This window comes from Schaalia sp., assembly GCF_050312375.1.
GTDB lineage: Bacteria > Actinomycetota > Actinomycetes > Actinomycetales > Actinomycetaceae > Pauljensenia > Pauljensenia hyovaginalis.
This window is the reverse complement of sequence record NZ_JBNOYB010000092.1, coordinates 1-17,620: the sequence shown is the minus strand read 5'-3', so window position 1 is coordinate 17,620 and position 17,620 is coordinate 1. Positions and strand designations below refer to the sequence as shown.

14 protein-coding genes and 1 pseudogene are annotated in these 17,620 nt (G+C 66.9%); 8 read left to right on the top strand and 7 right to left on the bottom strand.

Annotated features, from left to right (window positions below):
* Positions 1–101: 101 nt before the first annotated feature.
* From ACQY7V_RS07180 to ACQY7V_RS07155, 6 genes and pseudogenes are all read right to left on the bottom strand, one after another.
* On the bottom strand, positions 102–1,847 hold the full coding sequence (locus tag ACQY7V_RS07180; RefSeq protein WP_428639544.1) for an ABC transporter ATP-binding protein: 1,746 nt from the start codon (positions 1,845–1,847) through the stop codon (positions 102–104).
* A complete protein-coding gene (locus ACQY7V_RS07175; protein ID WP_428639542.1) occupies positions 1,844–3,574 on the bottom strand; it encodes an ABC transporter ATP-binding protein in 1,731 nt (576 codons plus the stop codon). Before ACQY7V_RS07175 ends, ACQY7V_RS07180 begins: the two co-directional genes overlap by 4 nt.
* A 13-nt stretch (positions 3,575–3,587) precedes the next feature.
* Positions 3,588–4,412: an energy-coupling factor transporter transmembrane component T gene (locus tag ACQY7V_RS07170; RefSeq protein ID WP_320835804.1), complete on the bottom strand. Its 825-nt coding sequence runs from the start codon at positions 4,410–4,412 to the stop codon at positions 3,588–3,590.
* Positions 4,409–5,308: an ABC transporter ATP-binding protein gene (locus ACQY7V_RS07165; RefSeq protein ID WP_428639546.1), complete on the bottom strand. Its 900-nt coding sequence runs from the start codon at positions 5,306–5,308 to the stop codon at positions 4,409–4,411. The genes ACQY7V_RS07170 and ACQY7V_RS07165 overlap by 4 nt, the downstream gene beginning before the upstream one ends.
* A 309-nt stretch (positions 5,309–5,617) precedes the next feature.
* Positions 5,618–6,037, bottom strand: a pseudogene (locus ACQY7V_RS07160) (energy-coupling factor ABC transporter ATP-binding protein); the annotation flags it as partial.
* 101 nt (positions 6,038–6,138) lie between these two features.
* Positions 6,139–6,726 carry an ECF transporter S component gene (locus tag ACQY7V_RS07155; protein ID WP_428639540.1) on the bottom strand — a complete coding sequence of 196 codons (588 nt, stop codon included), beginning with the start codon at positions 6,724–6,726 and terminating at the stop codon, positions 6,139–6,141.
* 420 nt (positions 6,727–7,146) lie between these two features.
* On the opposite strand from ACQY7V_RS07155, the gene rpsL reads away from it, so the two are divergent.
* The 5 genes from rpsL (at position 7,147) to ACQY7V_RS07130 (ending at position 12,200) form a co-directional block, all read left to right on the top strand.
* Positions 7,147–7,521 (top strand): 30S ribosomal protein S12, encoded by a 375-nt coding sequence (gene rpsL / locus ACQY7V_RS07150; RefSeq protein ID WP_026460007.1) that lies wholly within the window; start codon positions 7,147–7,149, stop codon positions 7,519–7,521.
* Positions 7,521–7,991 carry a 30S ribosomal protein S7 gene (gene rpsG / locus ACQY7V_RS07145; RefSeq protein WP_154476196.1) on the top strand — a complete coding sequence of 157 codons (471 nt, stop codon included), beginning with the start codon at positions 7,521–7,523 and terminating at the stop codon, positions 7,989–7,991. The genes rpsL and rpsG overlap by 1 nt, the downstream gene beginning before the upstream one ends.
* A 98-nt stretch (positions 7,992–8,089) precedes the next feature.
* On the top strand, positions 8,090–10,213 hold the full coding sequence (fusA, locus tag ACQY7V_RS07140) for an elongation factor G (protein WP_184453749.1): 2,124 nt from the start codon (positions 8,090–8,092) through the stop codon (positions 10,211–10,213).
* A 172-nt stretch (positions 10,214–10,385) separates the two neighbouring features.
* Positions 10,386–11,573: an elongation factor Tu gene (gene tuf / locus ACQY7V_RS07135; RefSeq protein WP_184453748.1), complete on the top strand. Its 1,188-nt coding sequence runs from the start codon at positions 10,386–10,388 to the stop codon at positions 11,571–11,573.
* Positions 11,574–11,738: 165 nt separating this feature from the next.
* The gene (locus ACQY7V_RS07130; protein ID WP_320835801.1) at positions 11,739–12,200 is read left to right on the top strand and encodes a hypothetical protein; all 462 of its coding nucleotides are present in this window, start codon (positions 11,739–11,741) and stop codon (positions 12,198–12,200) included.
* Between the two features lie 714 nt (positions 12,201–12,914).
* Here ACQY7V_RS07130 and ACQY7V_RS07125 read toward each other — a convergent pair.
* Positions 12,915–13,124: a hypothetical protein gene (locus ACQY7V_RS07125; protein ID WP_428639537.1), complete on the bottom strand. Its 210-nt coding sequence runs from the start codon at positions 13,122–13,124 to the stop codon at positions 12,915–12,917.
* A gap of 54 nt (positions 13,125–13,178) precedes the next feature.
* On the opposite strand from ACQY7V_RS07125, the gene ACQY7V_RS07120 reads away from it, so the two are divergent.
* The 3 genes from ACQY7V_RS07120 to ACQY7V_RS07110 all read left to right on the top strand — a co-directional run bounded on the left by ACQY7V_RS07120 (position 13,179) and on the right by ACQY7V_RS07110 (position 17,560).
* The gene (locus ACQY7V_RS07120; RefSeq protein WP_428639535.1) at positions 13,179–14,993 is read left to right on the top strand and encodes a prealbumin-like fold domain-containing protein; all 1,815 of its coding nucleotides are present in this window, start codon (positions 13,179–13,181) and stop codon (positions 14,991–14,993) included.
* 34 nt (positions 14,994–15,027) lie between these two features.
* Entirely contained in the window at positions 15,028–15,987 is a 960-nt protein-coding gene (locus ACQY7V_RS07115; protein ID WP_320835798.1) for a class C sortase, read from the top strand.
* 97 nt (positions 15,988–16,084) lie between these two features.
* Positions 16,085–17,560 carry a SpaH/EbpB family LPXTG-anchored major pilin gene (locus tag ACQY7V_RS07110; protein WP_320835797.1) on the top strand — a complete coding sequence of 492 codons (1,476 nt, stop codon included), beginning with the start codon at positions 16,085–16,087 and terminating at the stop codon, positions 17,558–17,560.
* Positions 17,561–17,620: the final 60 nt, after the last annotated feature.

Genomic DNA, 17,620 nt, shown 5'->3' with positions numbered 1-17,620 from the left:
AGCTTTCGCCTGAACCGCCGGGCCTCACGCCGTCTCATCGCGAGTGCGGCGAGGGCGTGCTCATCGCGCTCGTGCATCAGCGCCTCATCGTGCTCGCCGTCTCATCGCGCCTCCTCGCGCCGGGAGATCCTCCAGCGCTCGACCTCGGCCTGATCGTCCCAGAACTCCCGGTAGGTGCCGTCCGTCTCGTAGAGCTCCTCGTGCCCGCCGATCGCCTCGATCCTCCCGTCGCGCAGGACGACGATGCGGTCGGCCCTGCGGATGGTCGAGAGGCGGTGGGCGATGACGAGGACCGTGCGGCCCTTCGAGAGCTCGGAGAGCGCCCTCGTCACCGAGGCCTCGTTGACGCCGTCGAGGGCGCTCGTCACCTCGTCGAGGAGGAGGACCGGCGCGTCCTTGAGGAAGGCCCTCGCGATCGCGACCCTCTGCCTCTCCCCGCCGGAGAGCGCCGATCCGCCCTCGCCGACGAGGGTCTTCCAACCCTCGGGGAGCCTGTCGACGACCTCCGTGAGGCCGGCCCTCGCCGCCGCGGCGGCCACCTCCTCATCGCTCGCCCCGCTCCTGCCGATGCGGACGTTCTCCTCGATGCTCGTGTCGAAGAGGTAGACGTCCTGGAAGACCATCGAGACCATGTTCATGAGATCCGGGGTGCGCACGGCGCGCACGTCCTCGCCCCCGATGCGGATCGATCCGGAGTCGGCGTCCCAGAAGCGGGCGATGAGGCGCAGCACGGTGGACTTCCCGGAGCCCGAGGGGCCGACGAGGGCGGTGACGGACTCGGCGGGGAGGGTGATGTCGAGGTGCTCGAGGACGGGCCGATCCGGGGTGTAGGAGAAGGAGACGTCGTCGAAGACCACGTCGAGGGGCTTCGAGGGCAGTCGCGCCTCGTCTTCGGCGGGCTCGGGAAGACCGGGCGCGTCGATGATGGCGGAGATGCCGTCGAGGGCGACTTGCGACTGATGAAGCGGATCGACGTAGAAGGCGAGCATGGCGGCCGGTTCGGCGAAGCGCACGGCCATCAGGGCGAGGGCGATGAAGGCCGTTTCGTCGAGTGCGCCCCCGAGCATCCTGAACGCGCCGATTCCCAGGGCGAGGACGAGGGGGATCTGGACTCCCGCGTGGAAGAAGGCTCCCGCGGGCCCCTTCGCCAGGCCCGCCCTCCTCGTGGTCTCGTGCTCGCGGCGGAGCGCTCCTTCCAAGGGCCCCCATCCGTCCTCGAGGGCGCCCGTGGCGCGCAGGACGGGTTGGAGGCGCGCGAACTCGAGGATCCGTGAGCTGAGGTCGGTCATCGCCTCCTCCTCGGCGCGGTGTTCACGCACGACCGCCTTTCGCAGCAGTCGCAGTGCCCACAGGGCGATGGGGATCGAGACGGCGATCGCGAGTCCCATCCGCCAGTCGTAGTACAGGGTCGCGAGGAGGAGGACGAGGGCGCTGCCGGTGGTCGAGACGAGCTTCGGGATGACGATCGAGGGCAGGTGCGACAGGAGCGAGATGCTCGTGGAGGTCGCCGTCGTGACGCGCCCCGTCGAGCCCGCGTCGAACCAGCCGAGGGGGAGCTCCTGGACGCGCGCGCCGACTTTGCGGATCAGGGTGCCGCACATGTCGATGGAGGCGACTCTGAAGGCGATGACGGATCCGGCGATCGAGGCCGCCATGGCGAGGACGACTGCGATGAGGAGCGGGACGAGCCACAGGGGATCGGGTGCGCCGTTGCTGAGGAAGGCGGAGAGGAAGGGGACGAGGAGGGCCAGGGCGATCCCCTGGAGGAGTCCTGAGAGCGCGTGGGCGAAGATGCTCCCCTTCAGCGCCGAGCGGGAGTCGAGGAGCGACAGGAGCGTCGTGATCATTGCTGGGCCTTCCACATGTCCGCGTAGACGCCCTTGCGGGCGAGGAGTTCGGTGTGCGTTCCGCTGTCGACGAGCCGCCCCTGATCGAGGACGAGGATCTGGTCGGCGTCGACGACGGTGGCGAGGCGGTGCGCGATGACGATGGTCGTGCGGTTCCGGGCGAGGGCGCCGAGCGCCTCCTGGATGCGGCGCTCGGAATGGGGGTCGGCCTGGGCGGTCGCCTCGTCGAGGAGGAGGATCCTCGAATCGGAGAGGAATGCGCGGGCGAGGGCGAGTCTTTGCGCTTCGCCGCCCGAGAAGTGGGCTCCCTCGGTGCCGATGACGGAGTCGTAGCCCCGGGGCAGCTCGAGTATCCGCTCGTGGATGAGGGCGGACTTCGCGGCCTCGACGATCTCCTCTTCGGTGGCGTCGGGGCGGCCGAGGCGGATGTTCTCGGTGACACTGTCGCTGAGGAGCCCTCCGTCTTGGAGGACGATCGCGAGTTGGGAGAGGAGCGCGGGGGTTGCGAGTTCCTTGATGGGCGCCCCCGACACGAGGATGCGTCCTTCGTTCGTGTCCCAGAATCGGGCGATGAGCTTGACGAGGGTGGACTTGCCCGAGCCGGAGGGGCCGACGATGGCCGTGACCGAGCCCGCGGGGAAGCGGGCCGATACGTTCCGGAGGGCGTAGGGCGCGTCCTGCCGGTAGCGGAAGGAGACGTCCTCGAGGACGACTTCCGCCGGTGCCGCGGGATCGATCGTGAGGGGGTGCTCGGCTTCGGGAAGGGGTTCTTCGGCGAGGAGGGCGCCGATGCGCTCGGCGGCGTCCTTCCCCTGAGTGAGGAGGTGGGCGAGCGGGATGACGCCGTCGAGCCCTGAGGGAAGTGCGACGCCGACGAGGAGGAAGGGGACGATGAGGATCGCTTCGATGACCCCCGCCGAGGCGAGCGCCCAGCCGCCGAGCAGGACGGGGACGAGCATCCCGGCGGGGGAGATGAGGACCATGAGGACCGCCATCGGCCGACCGGGCCCCTTCATCCATTCGTAGGAGGCGGTCGTGTACCGGTCGAGGGCCGCGGAGAACCTCCGGAAGAGGCTGTTGGACATGCCGAAGGCCTTGACCGTGGCGATCCCGTCGACCATTTCCACGGTCGAGGAGCTGAGGTCCTTCTCGGCTTCGGTGAACTCTTCGATGCCGGAGGCGGGGTTGAGCATCATCGCGGCCGTGAAGAGCGCGAGGGAGACGAGGAGCCAGACGAGGAGGACGAGGGCGTAGGGCCACGACAGGGCGATGAGGTAGGCGGAGCCGAGGAGGAGGGTTCCGACTCCCGCTCCGAGATCGACTCCGAAGTGGGCGATGATCGTGTGGATCTTCGTGACGTCCTCGGCGATGATCGTGCGGATCCGTCCGGAGGATTCGGAGACGAACCATCCCAGGGGGAGTCGCGAGACGTGGCGGGCGATGCGTTCACGCAGCTCCCGACGGAATCGGAATTCGACCATGTGGGCGTACGAGGTCGCTCCGCCGACCAGGAGACGGGAAAGGGAGAAGCCGATGAGGATCATCGCGAGCCAGAAGAGGGCGCTGGGGGAATCGAGGTCTCCCCTGAGGGCGCCGAGGGCGAGGCGCGTGACGGCGATCGGGGAGAGGAGCGTGAAGCCCGCCGAGGCGAATCCGCAGAGGAAGACCCCGATGATGGAGGGGAGGACGGGTTTGAGCAGCGAGGAGAGGGTGAGTCGAGTGTTCATGGTCTTCAATGCGTCAGAGGCGGTTGGGGGTCACGGCGAATCCGGTGTCCCAGGACTGGTGGAGCAGGACGGCCGCGAGGAGGAGGGCGAGCAGGACGAGAGCCGTATCGCGCGGGCGCCAGGAGAGGGCGCTGCGCTCGGTGCGCGTCGGGAACGCGCCGAAGGCTCTGGCGTCCATCGACATCGCAGTGCGTTCGGCGTGGCGGACGGCGGCTGCGATGAGGGCGGGCGCGGATCGCGCCCAGCGGACGGGGCTTTCGAGGAGGGGGAGGTCGAGGCGGGATCCCCTGAGGAGGTGGGCTTCGAGGATCGAGCGGTGTTCGCGGCGCAATGCGGGCAGGAAGCCGAGGGCGGTGATTCCGGCTTGGCCGATGCGATTGGGCATCTTGAGGTGGATGACGAAGGCCCGCACGGTGTCCTCGGGGTCGGACAGGAGTCCGGCGAAGAGGAGGAGGGCGATGATCGCCCCGATGCGCGCCGAGGTGTTGAAGGCGATGTTCCACTGCTCGGCCGTGAACCAGGGGAGGGGCGGCAGTGCCGAGGGGGCGTCCGTGAGGGGGACCGTCGGGGCGGATGAAGCGGCGGCGATCCCCAGGGTGAGCAGGAGGAGGAAGACGGCGAGGGCGAGGAGTGACGCGGAGCCTCGGCGCACCTGGGCGAGCGGCAGCATGGGAGCGACGAGGAGGAGGACGAGGGCGCCGGGATGCCAGGAGAGCGAGGTTCCGACGATCGCGATGAAGGGGACGATCGCGAGGAGGGGGGAGAGGGGGTCGAAACGGAGGAGGGAGCGCAGTCCGAGGGGCGCGGGCGGTTGCGGAGGAGGGAGGACGGGGGTCAACGGACGGCTCCTTCCAGGACGGGGACTTCGGACCAGGAGGACCAGCGGGGAACGGCGGCGCCCGCGAGGCGCGCTTGCGCCGCGATGCGGGTCAGGGGCGTGGCGAGGAGGCCGAGGGAATCGAGGAGCTCATCGTCGGACAGGATCCGATGGGAGGGGCCCTGGGCGCCGATCGAGCCCCCTGCGAGGACGATGACGCGATCGGCGTAGGTCGAGGCGATCTCGAGGTCGTGGGTGGTGAAGAGGACCGCTCCCTTGCGCGCGGTGAAGTCGCGTACGTGCTCCATGAGGGTGCGGACCGATCGTCCGTCCTGTCCGAAGGTCGGTTCGTCGAGGAGCAGGAGCTCGCGGGACGAGCTCAGGGCGGCTGCGACGCTCAGGCGCCTCTTCTGCCCTCCGGAGAGGGTGAAGGGGTTGCGCTCGGCGACGCCGAGGAGGCCGTATTCTCCGAGCATCCGCTCGACCGTGCGCTCGATCTCGGCTCGTGGCGTCTTCGCGAGTCGCATCCCGTGGGCGAGTTCGTCGCGGACGCTCGAGGTGACGAATTGGTGCTCGGGGTTCTGGGTGACCAGAGTGCAGTTCGAGTGGGAGGGCCTGCGTCGCGCGGGGCCCTCGCGCCCCGCGCGCAGGATCGTGCCCGAGCTCGGCGCCTCGAGTCCGGCGAGGAGGCGCAGGAGGGTGGTCTTGCCCGCGCCGTTGGCCCCGATCAGGGCGACTGCTTCGCCCTCGGTGATCCTCAGATCGATGCTGTTCAGGATCGGGGTTTTCGCGCGGGAGAATCCGAGTCCGCGGGCCTCCAGGAGGGGGTCGTCCTCGCAGGGGCCGGCGTCCGGGGAGGCGGTTTCGGGGGCGTCGGCGGGCGCGGGGGGAAGGGAGGGGGCGAGGCGGGTGAGCATCTCCTCGGCCTGATCGGGGCCGAGCGGCGGGTGCGCTTCGCCGAGGAAGAGTCCCAGGCGAGTCGCTGCGGGCAGCCGGATCCCCGCGGCTTGCAGCGTCCGCGCTTCGAGGGAGAAGACCTCGTGGGGCGTCCCCTGGGCGATGATCGCCCCTTCGTGATCGAGGGCGACGACTCGGTGGACCCGGTGGGCGAGCTCGTCGAGGTTGTGCTCGATGATGAGGAGCGTCGTCCCCGCCTCGACGATGTCGGCGAGGGCGCTGTGGAGGTCCCGGGTCGCTTTCGGGTCGAGGTTCGCGCTCGGTTCGTCGAGGACGAGGAGCCGGGGCCGTTGCGCGAGGGCGCCGGCGAGGACGACCCTTTGGCGTTGCCCGCCCGAGAGGCTCCAGGGGTCGCGCGCGGCGAGCTCCTCGATGCCGAGGAAGCGGAGGGCGGAGGAGACTCTTTCGTCGATCTCCTCCCTCGCCATGCACAGGTTCTCGAGGGCGTAGGCGACTTCGTCCCAGACGCGGCGGGTGACGATCTGGGAGTCGGGGTCCTGCATGACGAGGGCGACGTTTCGGGCGAGTGCGGCGATGTCGGCGTCCGCGACTTCGGCGCCGTCGACGAGGACCGATCCGCTGTACCCGGAGGGGATCGAGTGGGGGACGAGGCCGTCGAGGGTGAGGGAGATGCTCGATTTCCCGCATCCGGAGGGGCCGATGAGGAGGGTCGAGGAGCCCTCTTCGAGTTCGAGGGTGAGGGGGGGTGCGGGGCGTGGGAGCGTCGCAGGCGCGGTAGTGGATCCTCAGGCCCTCGATGCGCGCGGCCGCCGTCACCTGAGTGGCCCTTTCACTTGAGCGCTCCGATTCCGGCGCGTTCGAGCGAGCGGCGCAGGAGCATCGCGCAGGCGAGGACGAGGTAGCAGGATCCGAGTGAGAGGGCGATGCCGAGGGCGTATTCGGCGGGGGTTTGGACGATCTGATACGCGGTGCCGTACGTGGCGGCGTTGAATCCGCCGAAGAGCGTGGCGCCGAGGGCGTAGGCCCACCAGGTCCACTTCCTGTAGAGGAAGAGGAGCATCGGGAGTTCGAGGAAGGCGGCGCCCAGGGCGTTCCCGATGATGGCGCTCGGGCCGAGGGGGGTCGTGAATGTGGAGATGACCCCCATGAGGAGGCCGGCGATGAGGAACGCTCCGGGTTTGCGGACGAGGAGTCCGGGCAGGAGGTAGGCGAGGTACCAGACGCCCATGATGGCGCACAGCCCGAGGACCGCCTTGGGGGTGGTGGCGAGGACCGGGGTCGCGATCGAGAGTGGGACGACGAGGAGCGAGCCGACGATGGCCAGCGCTGCGATGGTCATGAGGTTGCGGGTGCCGAGCGCGGAGTCCCGCAGCCCGCTCCTGTTGGAGGTGCGGATCTCGGTGGGTGGGGGTGTCATTGGGCTGACCTCGGGTCGTCGGGGCGGGAGAGTCCTGGGAGGATGCTCAGAACTAAGGTGAACCTTAGAACAGTGAGGAACCTATAAGGAAGTGTGGGGGGCTTCGTGCGCCGCAGCTCACTTCCCGGGCCTTTGACCGCGCGAGTGCGCCCCCGTAGACTTGAGGACGGTTCCCGCGCGTTCGCGGGTCCCTTTTCGTCGGAACGCCCGCTCGTCGGCGCGTCCCGGCAGCGGGCTCCCTCCGTCGGAGCTCCGGGCGTCATCCTCTGGCCCGCCCCGATCGGGGAGCGGCTATCATGGCGTGCCGGCCCCTGGCGGATGACTGTGCGCCCGCGGGGGATCAGTGAAGTCGCGGAAGACTGACGCAAGGGCCCGAAGCCGCAAGCCGAGGGCCGCAGACGGAAAGAAACTGGAGAACCAGTGCCTACCATTCAGCAGCTCGTCCGCAAGGGACGCAGCTCCAAGCGCTCGAAGGTGAAGACCCCGGCGCTCAAGGGCTCGCCCCAGCGCCGCGGAGTGTGCACGCGCGTGTACACCACGACCCCGAAGAAGCCGAACTCCGCCCTCCGCAAGGTCGCGCGTGTTCGCCTCTCCTCCGGCATCGAGGTCACCGCGTACATCCCCGGTGAGGGCCACAACCTTCAGGAGCACTCGATCGTCCTCGTGCGCGGCGGTCGTGTGAAGGACCTCCCCGGTGTCCGCTACCGCATCGTCCGCGGTTCGCTCGACACGCAGGGCGTCCGCAACCGCAAGCAGGCCCGTTCCCGCTACGGCGCGAAGAAGGAGAAGAAGTAATGCCTCGTAAGGGCCCGGCTCCCAAGCGCCCCCTCGTCGACGATCCGGTCTACGGCTCGAAGGTCGTCACCCAGCTCGTCAACCGCGTCCTCCTGGACGGCAAGAAGACCGTCGCCGAGCGCATCGTCTACGGCGCGCTCGAGACGGTTCGCGAGCGCACCGAGCAGGAACCGGTCACGGTTCTCAAGCGCGCTCTCGACAACATCCGTCCCGCCCTCGAGGTCCGCTCCCGCCGCGTCGGCGGCGCGACCTACCAGGTCCCGGTCGAGGTCCGCCCCGCGCGCGCCACGACGCTCGCCCTGCGCTGGCTCGTCGACTTCTCGCGCCAGCGTCGCGAGAAGACGATGACCGAGCGTCTCGCCAACGAGATCCTGGATGCTTCGAATGGTCTCGGCGCCGCTGTCAAGCGTCGCGAGGACATGCACAAGATGGCCGAGTCGAACCGCGCGTTCGCTCACTACCGCTGGTGATTCCCCTCCGATCGGCGAGGGCGGGGCGACCCGCTTTCGCCGATCGGGGCGAATAGACCGCGAACACCTCATACAACTCGAGCGAAGGAATCGCACTCGTGGCACTAGATGTGCTTACGGACCTCAACAAGGTTCGCAACATCGGCATCATGGCTCACATTGATGCCGGCAAGACGACCGTGACGGAACGCATCCTGTTCTACACGGGCATCAACTACAAGATCGGCGAGACCCACGACGGCGCCTCGACGACCGACTGGATGGAGCAGGAGAAGGAGCGCGGCATCACGATCACGTCCGCCGCGGTCACCTCCTTCTGGAACGGCAACCAGATCAACATCATCGACACCCCCGGCCACGTGGACTTCACGGTCGAGGTCGAGCGCTCCCTGCGCGTGCTCGACGGTGCCGTCGCGGTCTTCGACGGCAAGGAGGGCGTCGAGCCCCAGTCCGAGACCGTGTGGCGCCAGGCCGACAAGTACGAGGTCCCCCGCATCTGCTTCATCAACAAGATGGACAAGATGGGCGCGGACTTCTACTTCTCGGTCGGCACGATCCGCGATCGCCTCCACGCGACCCCGATCGTCATGCAGCTCCCGATCGGCGCGGAGAACGACTTCGAGGGCCAGGTCGACCTGCTCACCATGGAGTCGATCCACTACCCGGCCAAGGATGAGAAGGGCGAGCCGACCCTCGGCTCCCTCGTCGTCCGCGGCCCGATCCCCGAGGATCTTCAGGAGAAGGCCGAGGAGTACCGCGAGATGCTCGTCGAGGCCGCTGCCGAGGGCTCGGATGAGCTGACCGAGGCCTACCTCGAGAACGGCGAGCTGACCATCGAGCAGATCAAGGAGGGCATCCGCCTCCTCACGATCTCCGGTCGCGCCTTCCCGGTGTACTGCGGCACCGCGCTGCGCAACATGGGCGTCCAGCCCGTGCTCGATGCGGTCGTCGACTTCCTCCCGACTCCGCTCGACATCGGCGATGTCAAGGGCTTCAAGCCGGGCTCGGAGACCGAGGAGCAGACCGAGTCGCGCAAGCCCTCCGAGGCGGAGCCCTTCTCGGCGCTCGCCTTCAAGATCGCCGCGCACCCCTTCTACGGCAAGCTCACCTTCGTCCGCGTGTACTCCGGCAAGGTCGAGTCCGGCGCCCAGGTCCTCAACTCGACCAAGGGCAAGAAGGAGCGCATCGGCAAGATCTTCCAGATGCACTCCAACAAGGAGAATCCGGTCGAAGAGGCGCACGCCGGCCATATCTACGCGGTCATCGGCCTCAAGGACACGACCACCGGCGATACGCTCTGCGCGATCGACAAGCCGATCGTCCTCGAGTCCATGACCTTCCCGAAGCCCGTTATCCAGGTCGCCGTCGAGCCGAAGTCGAAGGCCGACCAGGAGAAGATGGGCGTCGCGATCCAGAAGCTCGCCGAAGAGGACCCGACCTTCACGGTCGAGCTCGATCCGGAGACGGGCCAGACGATCATCGGCGGCATGGGCGAGCTCCACCTCGACATCATCGTCGACCGCATGCGCCGCGAGTTCAAGGTCGAGGCGAACGTCGGCGCGCCGATGGTCGCCTACCGCGAGACCATCCGCAAGAAGGTCGAGAAGTACGAGTACACGCACAAGAAGCAGACCGGTGGTTCCGGTCAGTTCGCGCGCGTCATCATCGCCCTCGAGCCCCTCGAAGCGGATGCCGAGGAGGAGTACGCATTCGAGGACAAGGTCACCGGTGGCCGCGTCCCGCGCGAGTACATCCCCTCGGTCAACGCGGGCATCCAGGACGCCATGCAGTCCGGTGTTCTCGCCGGTTACCCGATGGTCGGCATCAAGGCGACGCTGCTCGACGGCGCGTACCACGAAGTCGACTCCTCGGAAATGGCGTTCAAGGTCGCGGGCTCCATGGCCCTCAAGGAAGCCGCGAAGAAGGCGTCCCCGGTCCTCCTCGAGCCGATCATGGCCGTCGAGGTCCGTACTCCCGAGGAGTACATGGGCGACGTCATCGGCGACCTCAACTCCCGTCGCGGTCAGATCTCCTCGATGGACGAGCAGCACGGCGTTCGCGTCGTGAAGGCTCAGGTCCCGCTCTCGGAGATGTTCGGCTACGTCGGCGACCTGCGGTCGAAGACCCAGGGCCGCGCGGTCTACTCGATGGAGTTCGACTCCTACGCCGAGGTTCCGCGCAACGTCGCCGACGAGATCGTCGGCAAGGCCAAGGGCAACTGAGGCTTTTCGATTCCATTTCACGGGCGGTCGCTGCGCCCTCGTCCCTCAATCGTCGAGGGCGCAGCGATGCGGCTCACACCCCAAAGAATCCCTGTAGGTTTCAAGCGGGCTGGGTGTTAGAGTGACACCTAGCCATAGGCTAGAAAAACTACCCGAGTCCAGGAGGACACCAGTGGCGAAGGCCAAGTTCGAGCGCAGCAAGCCGCACGTCAACATCGGCACGATCGGTCACGTTGACCACGGCAAGACCACGCTCACCGCAGCGATCACCAAGGTCCTGCACGACAAGTACCCGGAGCTGAACGAGTTCACCCCGTTCGACCAGGTTGACAACGCTCCTGAGGAGCGCGAGCGCGGCATCACGATCAACGTCGCACACGTCGAGTACCAGACCGAGGCCCGTCACTACGCCCACGTCGACGCCCCCGGCCACGCCGACTACGTGAAGAACATGATCACCGGTGCGGCCCAGATGGACGGCGCGATCCTCGTCGTCGCCGCCACCGACGGCCCGATGGCCCAGACCCGCGAGCACGTGCTGCTCGCCCGTCAGGTCGGCGTTCCCACGATCCTCGTCGCCCTCAACAAGTCCGACGCCGTCGACGACGAAGAGATGCTCGAGCTCGTCGAGGAGGAGTGCCGCGACCTCCTCGAGTCGCAGGGCTTCGACCGCGACGCCCCGATCATCCAGGTCTCGGCCCTCAAGGCCCTCGAGGGCGACGCCCAGTGGGTCGCCAAGGTCGAGGAGCTCATGGAGGCCGTCGACTCCTACGTGCCGACCCCCGAGCGTGACATGGACAAGCCCTTCCTCATGCCGATCGAGGACGTCTTCACGATCACCGGTCGTGGCACCGTCGTCACCGGTCGTGTCGAGCGCGGCAAGCTCCCGATCAACACCGAGATCGAGATCCTCGGCATCCGCGATCCCCAGAAGACCACGGTCACGGGCATCGAGATGTTCCACAAGTCGATGGATGAGGCCTGGGCCGGCGAGAACTGCGGCCTCCTCCTCCGCGGCACCAAGCGTGACGAGGTCGAGCGCGGCCAGGTCGTCGCCATCCCCGGCTCGATCACCCCGCACACGAACTTCAAGGGCCAGGTCTACATCCTCAAGAAGGAAGAGGGCGGCCGTCACAACCCGTTCTTCTCGAACTACCGCCCGCAGTTCTACTTCCGCACCACGGACGTGACCGGCGTCATCACCCTCCCCGAGGGCACCGACATGGTCATGCCGGGCGACACCACCGAGATCACCGTCGAGCTCATCCAGCCGATCGCCATGGAGCCGGGCCTCGGCTTCGCGATCCGCGAGGGTGGCCGCACGGTCGGTTCCGGCCGCGTCACCGAGATCATCAAGTGATCTTCGCGGCTCAGGCCGCATAGCGTTCGCTTGAGCGTCGCCCCCACCCGGGTTACCGGGTGGGGGCGACGTGCTTTCCGACTACGGGTTGCCTTCATCACGATGCACTCATGGGGGTCCTTGTGTCCCTTGATGTGCCTAGGTGGAGGTGATGCGGCGGCACCGATGCCGACGGCGCAGTTCGCCGATACGACCGGCACTGCTTCGTGCTCTGCGGGTGACGCCCTCCCAGCGAGCTACCTCGGCGACTTCGCCGCCAAGCTGCAGATGACGGAGCTGCTCAAACCCTTCGAGTCCGAGGTGAAGTCCGAAGCGGACGCCGGGCACTTCCCTTGGGACAAGGAGACGCTGAGTGCGAGCGCTTCCTTCACCTACACCGTGACCTTCCCCCAGGGAGTGCAGGTCGGGGCGGCGGCCGTGGCGCTGGCTGAAGGCTGCTCCGCCGTTTTGGCTTCCGACTGGTGCCTTGGATGTCGCGGCCTTCAGATCATCTCAGACGCCACAAGTCCTCGAGCCCGGCCCATACGGCGATGCGAAGAAGACCGGGGAAGTCACCTGATTCTTGAAGAACCATCCGGCGACTTCAAAGATTCAATATGGCGCCCTCATGACAGCACTTCTTTGTGAAACGCTGCGCGATCTGGCGATTGTCCGCCACTGTGGCCTTCTGATGCGCTTCGAGTCCTTCAGTCGTCTGTCGGGCCTTGAGGCTTTCGATCCTGCTCCACTCGCTGTCTCGGCCTCGCGTGCTCCGAGGGGTGGCGGAAGCCCTCTTTTGTTGATATTTGAGCTTTTTCTCGGAATGGGGTGAATGCCTTGCTTCGGGGTGCGCGGGTTGCTCGGCCTTCGTGAGCGGTCCTAAGTCGCACTTCGGTGTCTGATTGTTGTCGTCGTGAAGGGCCCAGGGGGAGGTGAAATCTCTCGGTTAACGGTTGTCGAGGCAGTGTCGATTCAGGGTGTTGTCGCCCCGAGATGGCCTCGTTACAGTGAGTCTTCCAAATTTTGAAATAGGAGGATTCTGTGACCTCAGCCGGTCGGGGCGCGCGTATCGCACCCGCTGTTTCATCGTCTGCCTGGCCTCGTCGGGCGCTCCTCTCCCTTACGGCGCTTTCACTCGTCGCCTCGGCTTTCAGCGGCTCCGCCTACGCCGCAACAGGTGCGGAACTCCGGGCTGACGCCGGATACCCCGCGTCGCGAAGCGCCAAGCTCACCGCAGCCTCGGATTCTCAAGGAGACGAGGGCGCGTCCTCGAACGACGCGAACAGCGCCTCTTCAAGCTCCGAGCCTCCCGCTGACGCGCAGCCCCCTACGCTTCGCGCAGGCGAGGACGAGGGGGAGTCCTCATCGCAGAGCAGCGGAGAAGAGGCTCCCCGTGAATCCCAGGGCGCCGAGGCCGACAGCCCCGAAGGCCCGGCAGCGGAACAGCCCCTTTCCGAGCCCGAAGCCGCGCCGCTCCTTGCTCCGCCCGCCAATGAGGGTGGAATCAAGCTGGAGGTCCAAGCCCAGGCCCAAGGGCACAAGGGCGTGAATGAGCAGATCACGCGTGATCATCTCGTCAAGGGTGATGCCATCCGCTACGGCTCGACTACCGCTGGCAACGTCGGCATGAATGGTCAACATCTCATCGGCAACGAGGGCGGCAATAACGAGGAGACAGCCTTCGTCGGTCAGGGGCAGATGGTCTATTCCGCGCACGGCGCCCAATCCAGCTGCAGGAACCAGTTCTGGTCCTTTGGCTGCTGGGGAAGGTGGAACCTCGACCTCGGAACCGAGGAGGGGAAGCTCAACCTCCAGGCGAAGAGCGCCGTCGGCTTCGCGCCGCGCGACCCGGGGTCCGTGCCCGTCGGGGAGAAGTTCAACCTCGGCTATTTCGTGCACGTGAACAACTCCGTCAGGGCGCTTCACGGTCGCTTCCAAGCCAATCTCAACATCCGCCTTAAGCTGGCAGGCGTCCAGAAGGATCTCAGCTTCCCCTGGCAGCTCCACGAGACGGCGAACGACCCCTCGGGCTACCAGTGGAATGGCAGCTCGGACGATATTCTCGAGTTCACTTCGACGCTCGCTCCCACCACTTTCGAGTCGAATGGGCACCACTACACCTTGAAGATCGAGGGATTCACCCCCGCGGTTTCCGGGCAGTGCCCCGCTCGGCCGAATGATCAGTCGCAGGTCGAGAACAAGTTCATCACCAAGGAGAACGCGGTCACCTACGGCTGCCTCTGGGCCTCACTCGTGCAGGTCCGCCCCGTCACGATCGTCAAGCAGGTGGAATTCGCCCCCGGCATCGCCGACTCGGGCGAGCACTCCTTCAGCTACACCGTCTCCGGACCTCTCGCAAAGCTGTGGAACAAGACATTCACCCTTCAGCCGAGCGCGCAGAAGCGCGCCGAGAAGAAGGTCGAGGCAGGTTACAACACCGGTGCCGAACTCACGATCACGGAGAACACCCTGCCCGCAGGCTGGTCTGTGAAGAGCCTCCAATGCCTCGACGGCAAGAATCAGGCCATCAAGGGCGCCACCACCAATGGTGCGACTCTTACAATCCCCGCCGGCCTGCAGGAAACGGATCCGCAGAGCATCCCGATCACCTGCACCTACACCAACCTCTACGCCCCCACAGCCACACTCACCCTCAAGAAGACCCTCGAAGAGGAAAGCGACAAGGAATGGGCGAAAAAGGCTGAAGCCACCGACTGGCTCCTCAGCGCAACCCGCGTTGACGGCCCGCGCAATGCCGAGGCGATCAGCATGGGCGCTTCACAACCGCAGCCCGCGACCAGTCTCGAAGGAGTCACCGGCTCTGAAAAGGTGACCGGAATCGAAGTCCTCGCAGGCACCTACTCCCTCGCCGAAAAGCCCAAGACCATCACCGGCGGGCTACCCGAAGCGGCCTACAAGGCCAAAGGCTGGACCTGCGAGGATGCTCCCGTGAACGAGAAGGGCGAGGTGCGCCTCGAAGCGGGCAAGACCTACACCTGCACGGTCACGAACGCCTTGCGCACATCCGCCCTCGAATGGACCAAGACGGACGAAGCCGGGCGGGCCCTGAACGGTTCCACCTGGAAGCTCTCCCGCACGAGCGCTCCCGAGGTCGCCGAGATCCCCGTCACCCCCGGGAAAGACGGCGCCTTCAAAGTCGACGGACTGCCGATGGGCGCCTACCGCCTGACGGAGACCGCGGCACCCGCGGGCTTCCGCAAACTCGCCGCCCCCGTTGACATCACCATCGACGAGGACGGAAAGGTCCGCGGGCTGCCCGAAGACGGCAAGATCCGCAACGCGGCCCTCCAGGCGCCCGTCCTCCCGCTGACCGGCGGTGCCGGGTCCGACGCCTTCCTCATCGCAGGCTCGGGCCTCCTGATCCTGTGCGCAGGCGCCCTCTGGATCGCTCAGCGCAGGCGCAAGCACCGGGACTCCTAAGGCGCGCCCAGGCGAAGCCGAACACGGGGACATCATGAGTATTCGTCGACACGAAGGCGCCGAGCCCGCAACATCCGGCGCGCTCGAAGAAGCGCCGAAGGGCCGGACGCCCTCGAAGGGGGAGAGTCGCGCCTGGCGCCTCGACGGCTTCTCGATCGTCGCCTCCGTCTTCGCGATCGTCGGGATGCTCACGCTCCTGTACCCGAACATCGCGAGCTGGATCACTCAGTACGAGCAGTCGCGGATCGTGTCCGAATACGGTCGGCGCGTCGCTGCGGTCGGCTCCGAAAAAGAGGCCCAACTCCAGCGGGCCCGCGAGTACAACGAGGGGCTCCGCGTGGGAGCCGTCCTCGAAGGGAACGAGAGCATCCCGAAGGCGGAGGGGGAATCGGAAGGGACGGGCGGCGACTACCACTCGATCCTGTCGCTCGACGACAGCGGCCTCATGGGCCGCATCCGGATCCCCTCCATCGAACTCGACCTGCCCATCTACCACGGCACCGATGACCAGACACTCCTCGACGGCATCGGCCACCTCGAAGGAACCTCCCTGCCGGTCGGAGGTTCCGATACGAGGACGGTGCTGACCGGTCACCGAGGGCTCGCGCAGGCGCGCATGTTCACCGACCTCGACGCCGTCGAGATCGGCGAGGTCTTCACCCTCGAGGTCTTCGGCGAGGTCCTGGCCTACCGGGTCTCGGAGAAGAAGATCGTCGAGCCCGAAGCGACCGAGTCCTTGCAAGCGGTCCCCGGGAAGGACCTGGCCACCCTGGTCACCTGCACCCCGATCGGCATCAATACGCATCGGATCCTCCTCACGGGCGAACGCATCGCCCTGCCCCCGGCGGAAGGGTCTCCCGCCCCCTTCTCCGCCCCCACCGTTCCCGGCTTCCCCTGGTGGGCCCTGGGGCTCGCGGCGACGATCATCGCCGTCGGCCTCTACATCCGATGGGCCGGCTCCCCGCGCTCCCCTCGGCGAGCGCGGGCCCGATGAAACGCGGCCAATCAACGCCCGAGTAACGCCCTCGTGCCCACGAGCGCTCCCGAAGGAAGCCGCTGCGACTCATAGCGCATGACAACGAAAGGAAAACATGAACCCCTCCTCGCCCCAAGCAACGCGGACGATCATCGCCTCCGCGGCCCTGGCCCTCGGCCTCGCGGGCATCGGCGGCGCGGCTCATGCCGCTGATCCCGCGGCGGGGAACATCCCCCGATTCGAAGACGGCGTCATCAATGTCCACAAGCACTCGAATCCGGCAGGGGAGCTCTCCCGCGCCGACGGCTCCGCACAGACGCTCCCCGAGGGTGCGAAGCCCCTGGCGGGAGTCGAGTTCACCCTGTATCAGGTTCAGGGCGTCGACCTCGCAGGTGCGGAGAACCTGAACGACAACAGCGGCTGGGATCTCGTCCAGAAGCTCACCGAGAACGACTCCTCATCCGAAGCGCGCGTGGACAATGAAGACTCCCCGACGAAGGTCACGATCGACCAACGGGAGCACTCCCTGTCCAAGAGGAGCACGCTCTCGACCGACCAGCAGGGCCTCGCCTCCTTCACCAAGCAGAAGCCGGGCCTCTACGTCCTCGTCGAGGGCGCCGATAAGGGGAACAACGGGATCGTCGCCAAGGCGAAGCCCTTCTTCGTCGTGCTCCCCTTCTGGAACGCGCGCAACAAGGAATGGCTCAAGACCCTCGAGGTCTACCCGAAGAACACCGTCTCCGAGAAGCCGATGAAGACGGTCTCCATCGAAAAACCCTCCGGCGGCGTCCTGACCTGGACCGTCGAACAGCGCATCCCGCTGTACGATGCGAGCACCTCGCTCTCCTCCTTCAAAATCGTGGACGACCTGTCCAAGGCGGGGGCGACCGAGGCGACCTTGACGAGCATCGAGAAACTCGAAGTGATCTCCGGGGAGCAGACGAGCCTCCTCGCCAAGGACACCGACTTCACGGCGAGACTCGAGGGCGCGAGGCTCGCCATCGAGGTCAAGCCCGAGGCGATGCCCAAGCTCATCTCGGGGGCGAATGCGCGCCTCACCTACACCACTCGCGGTGAACACGGTCTCTACTCCAACACGGTGAGCACCTTCATCAACGATCCGACCAAGGAGATCGGAACCAGCACGAAGACCGCCCGACTCGGACGCGTCGAGGTTGAGAAGGTGGACAAGGAGACGAAGAAGGCGCTCGCCGGCGCCGAATTCAAGGTCTGCCTCCAGGAGGCGAAGGCGGGCGCCGACTGCCAGGGCATCGCCAGCTTCACAACCGATGAGCGGGGCAAAGGCGTTCTGAACGGACTCAGGGCGCCCGGCAAATACGTCCTCGTCGAGACCAAGGCGCCCACGGGCTACGTCCTCGACCCCGCGCTCCGCCCCTTCGAATTCTCGGGCGAGGAAGCCGAAGCGGCGGCGCTCACCGCCTCCTTCGAGGTCGGCAACGCCAAGCGGAGCATCCCGACTCTGCCGCTCACCGGCGCGAACGGGCGGCTCCTCATGATCCTCATGGGGACCTGCGGCCTCTTCGCCGCCCTCGGCCTGGCCCTCCTCGCCTCCAAGCGGGTCAAGGCCTGAGTCGCCGAAGACGCCTCAAAGGCGGCCGAGAACGGGCGGCGGACTCGAGCACTCCTCGAG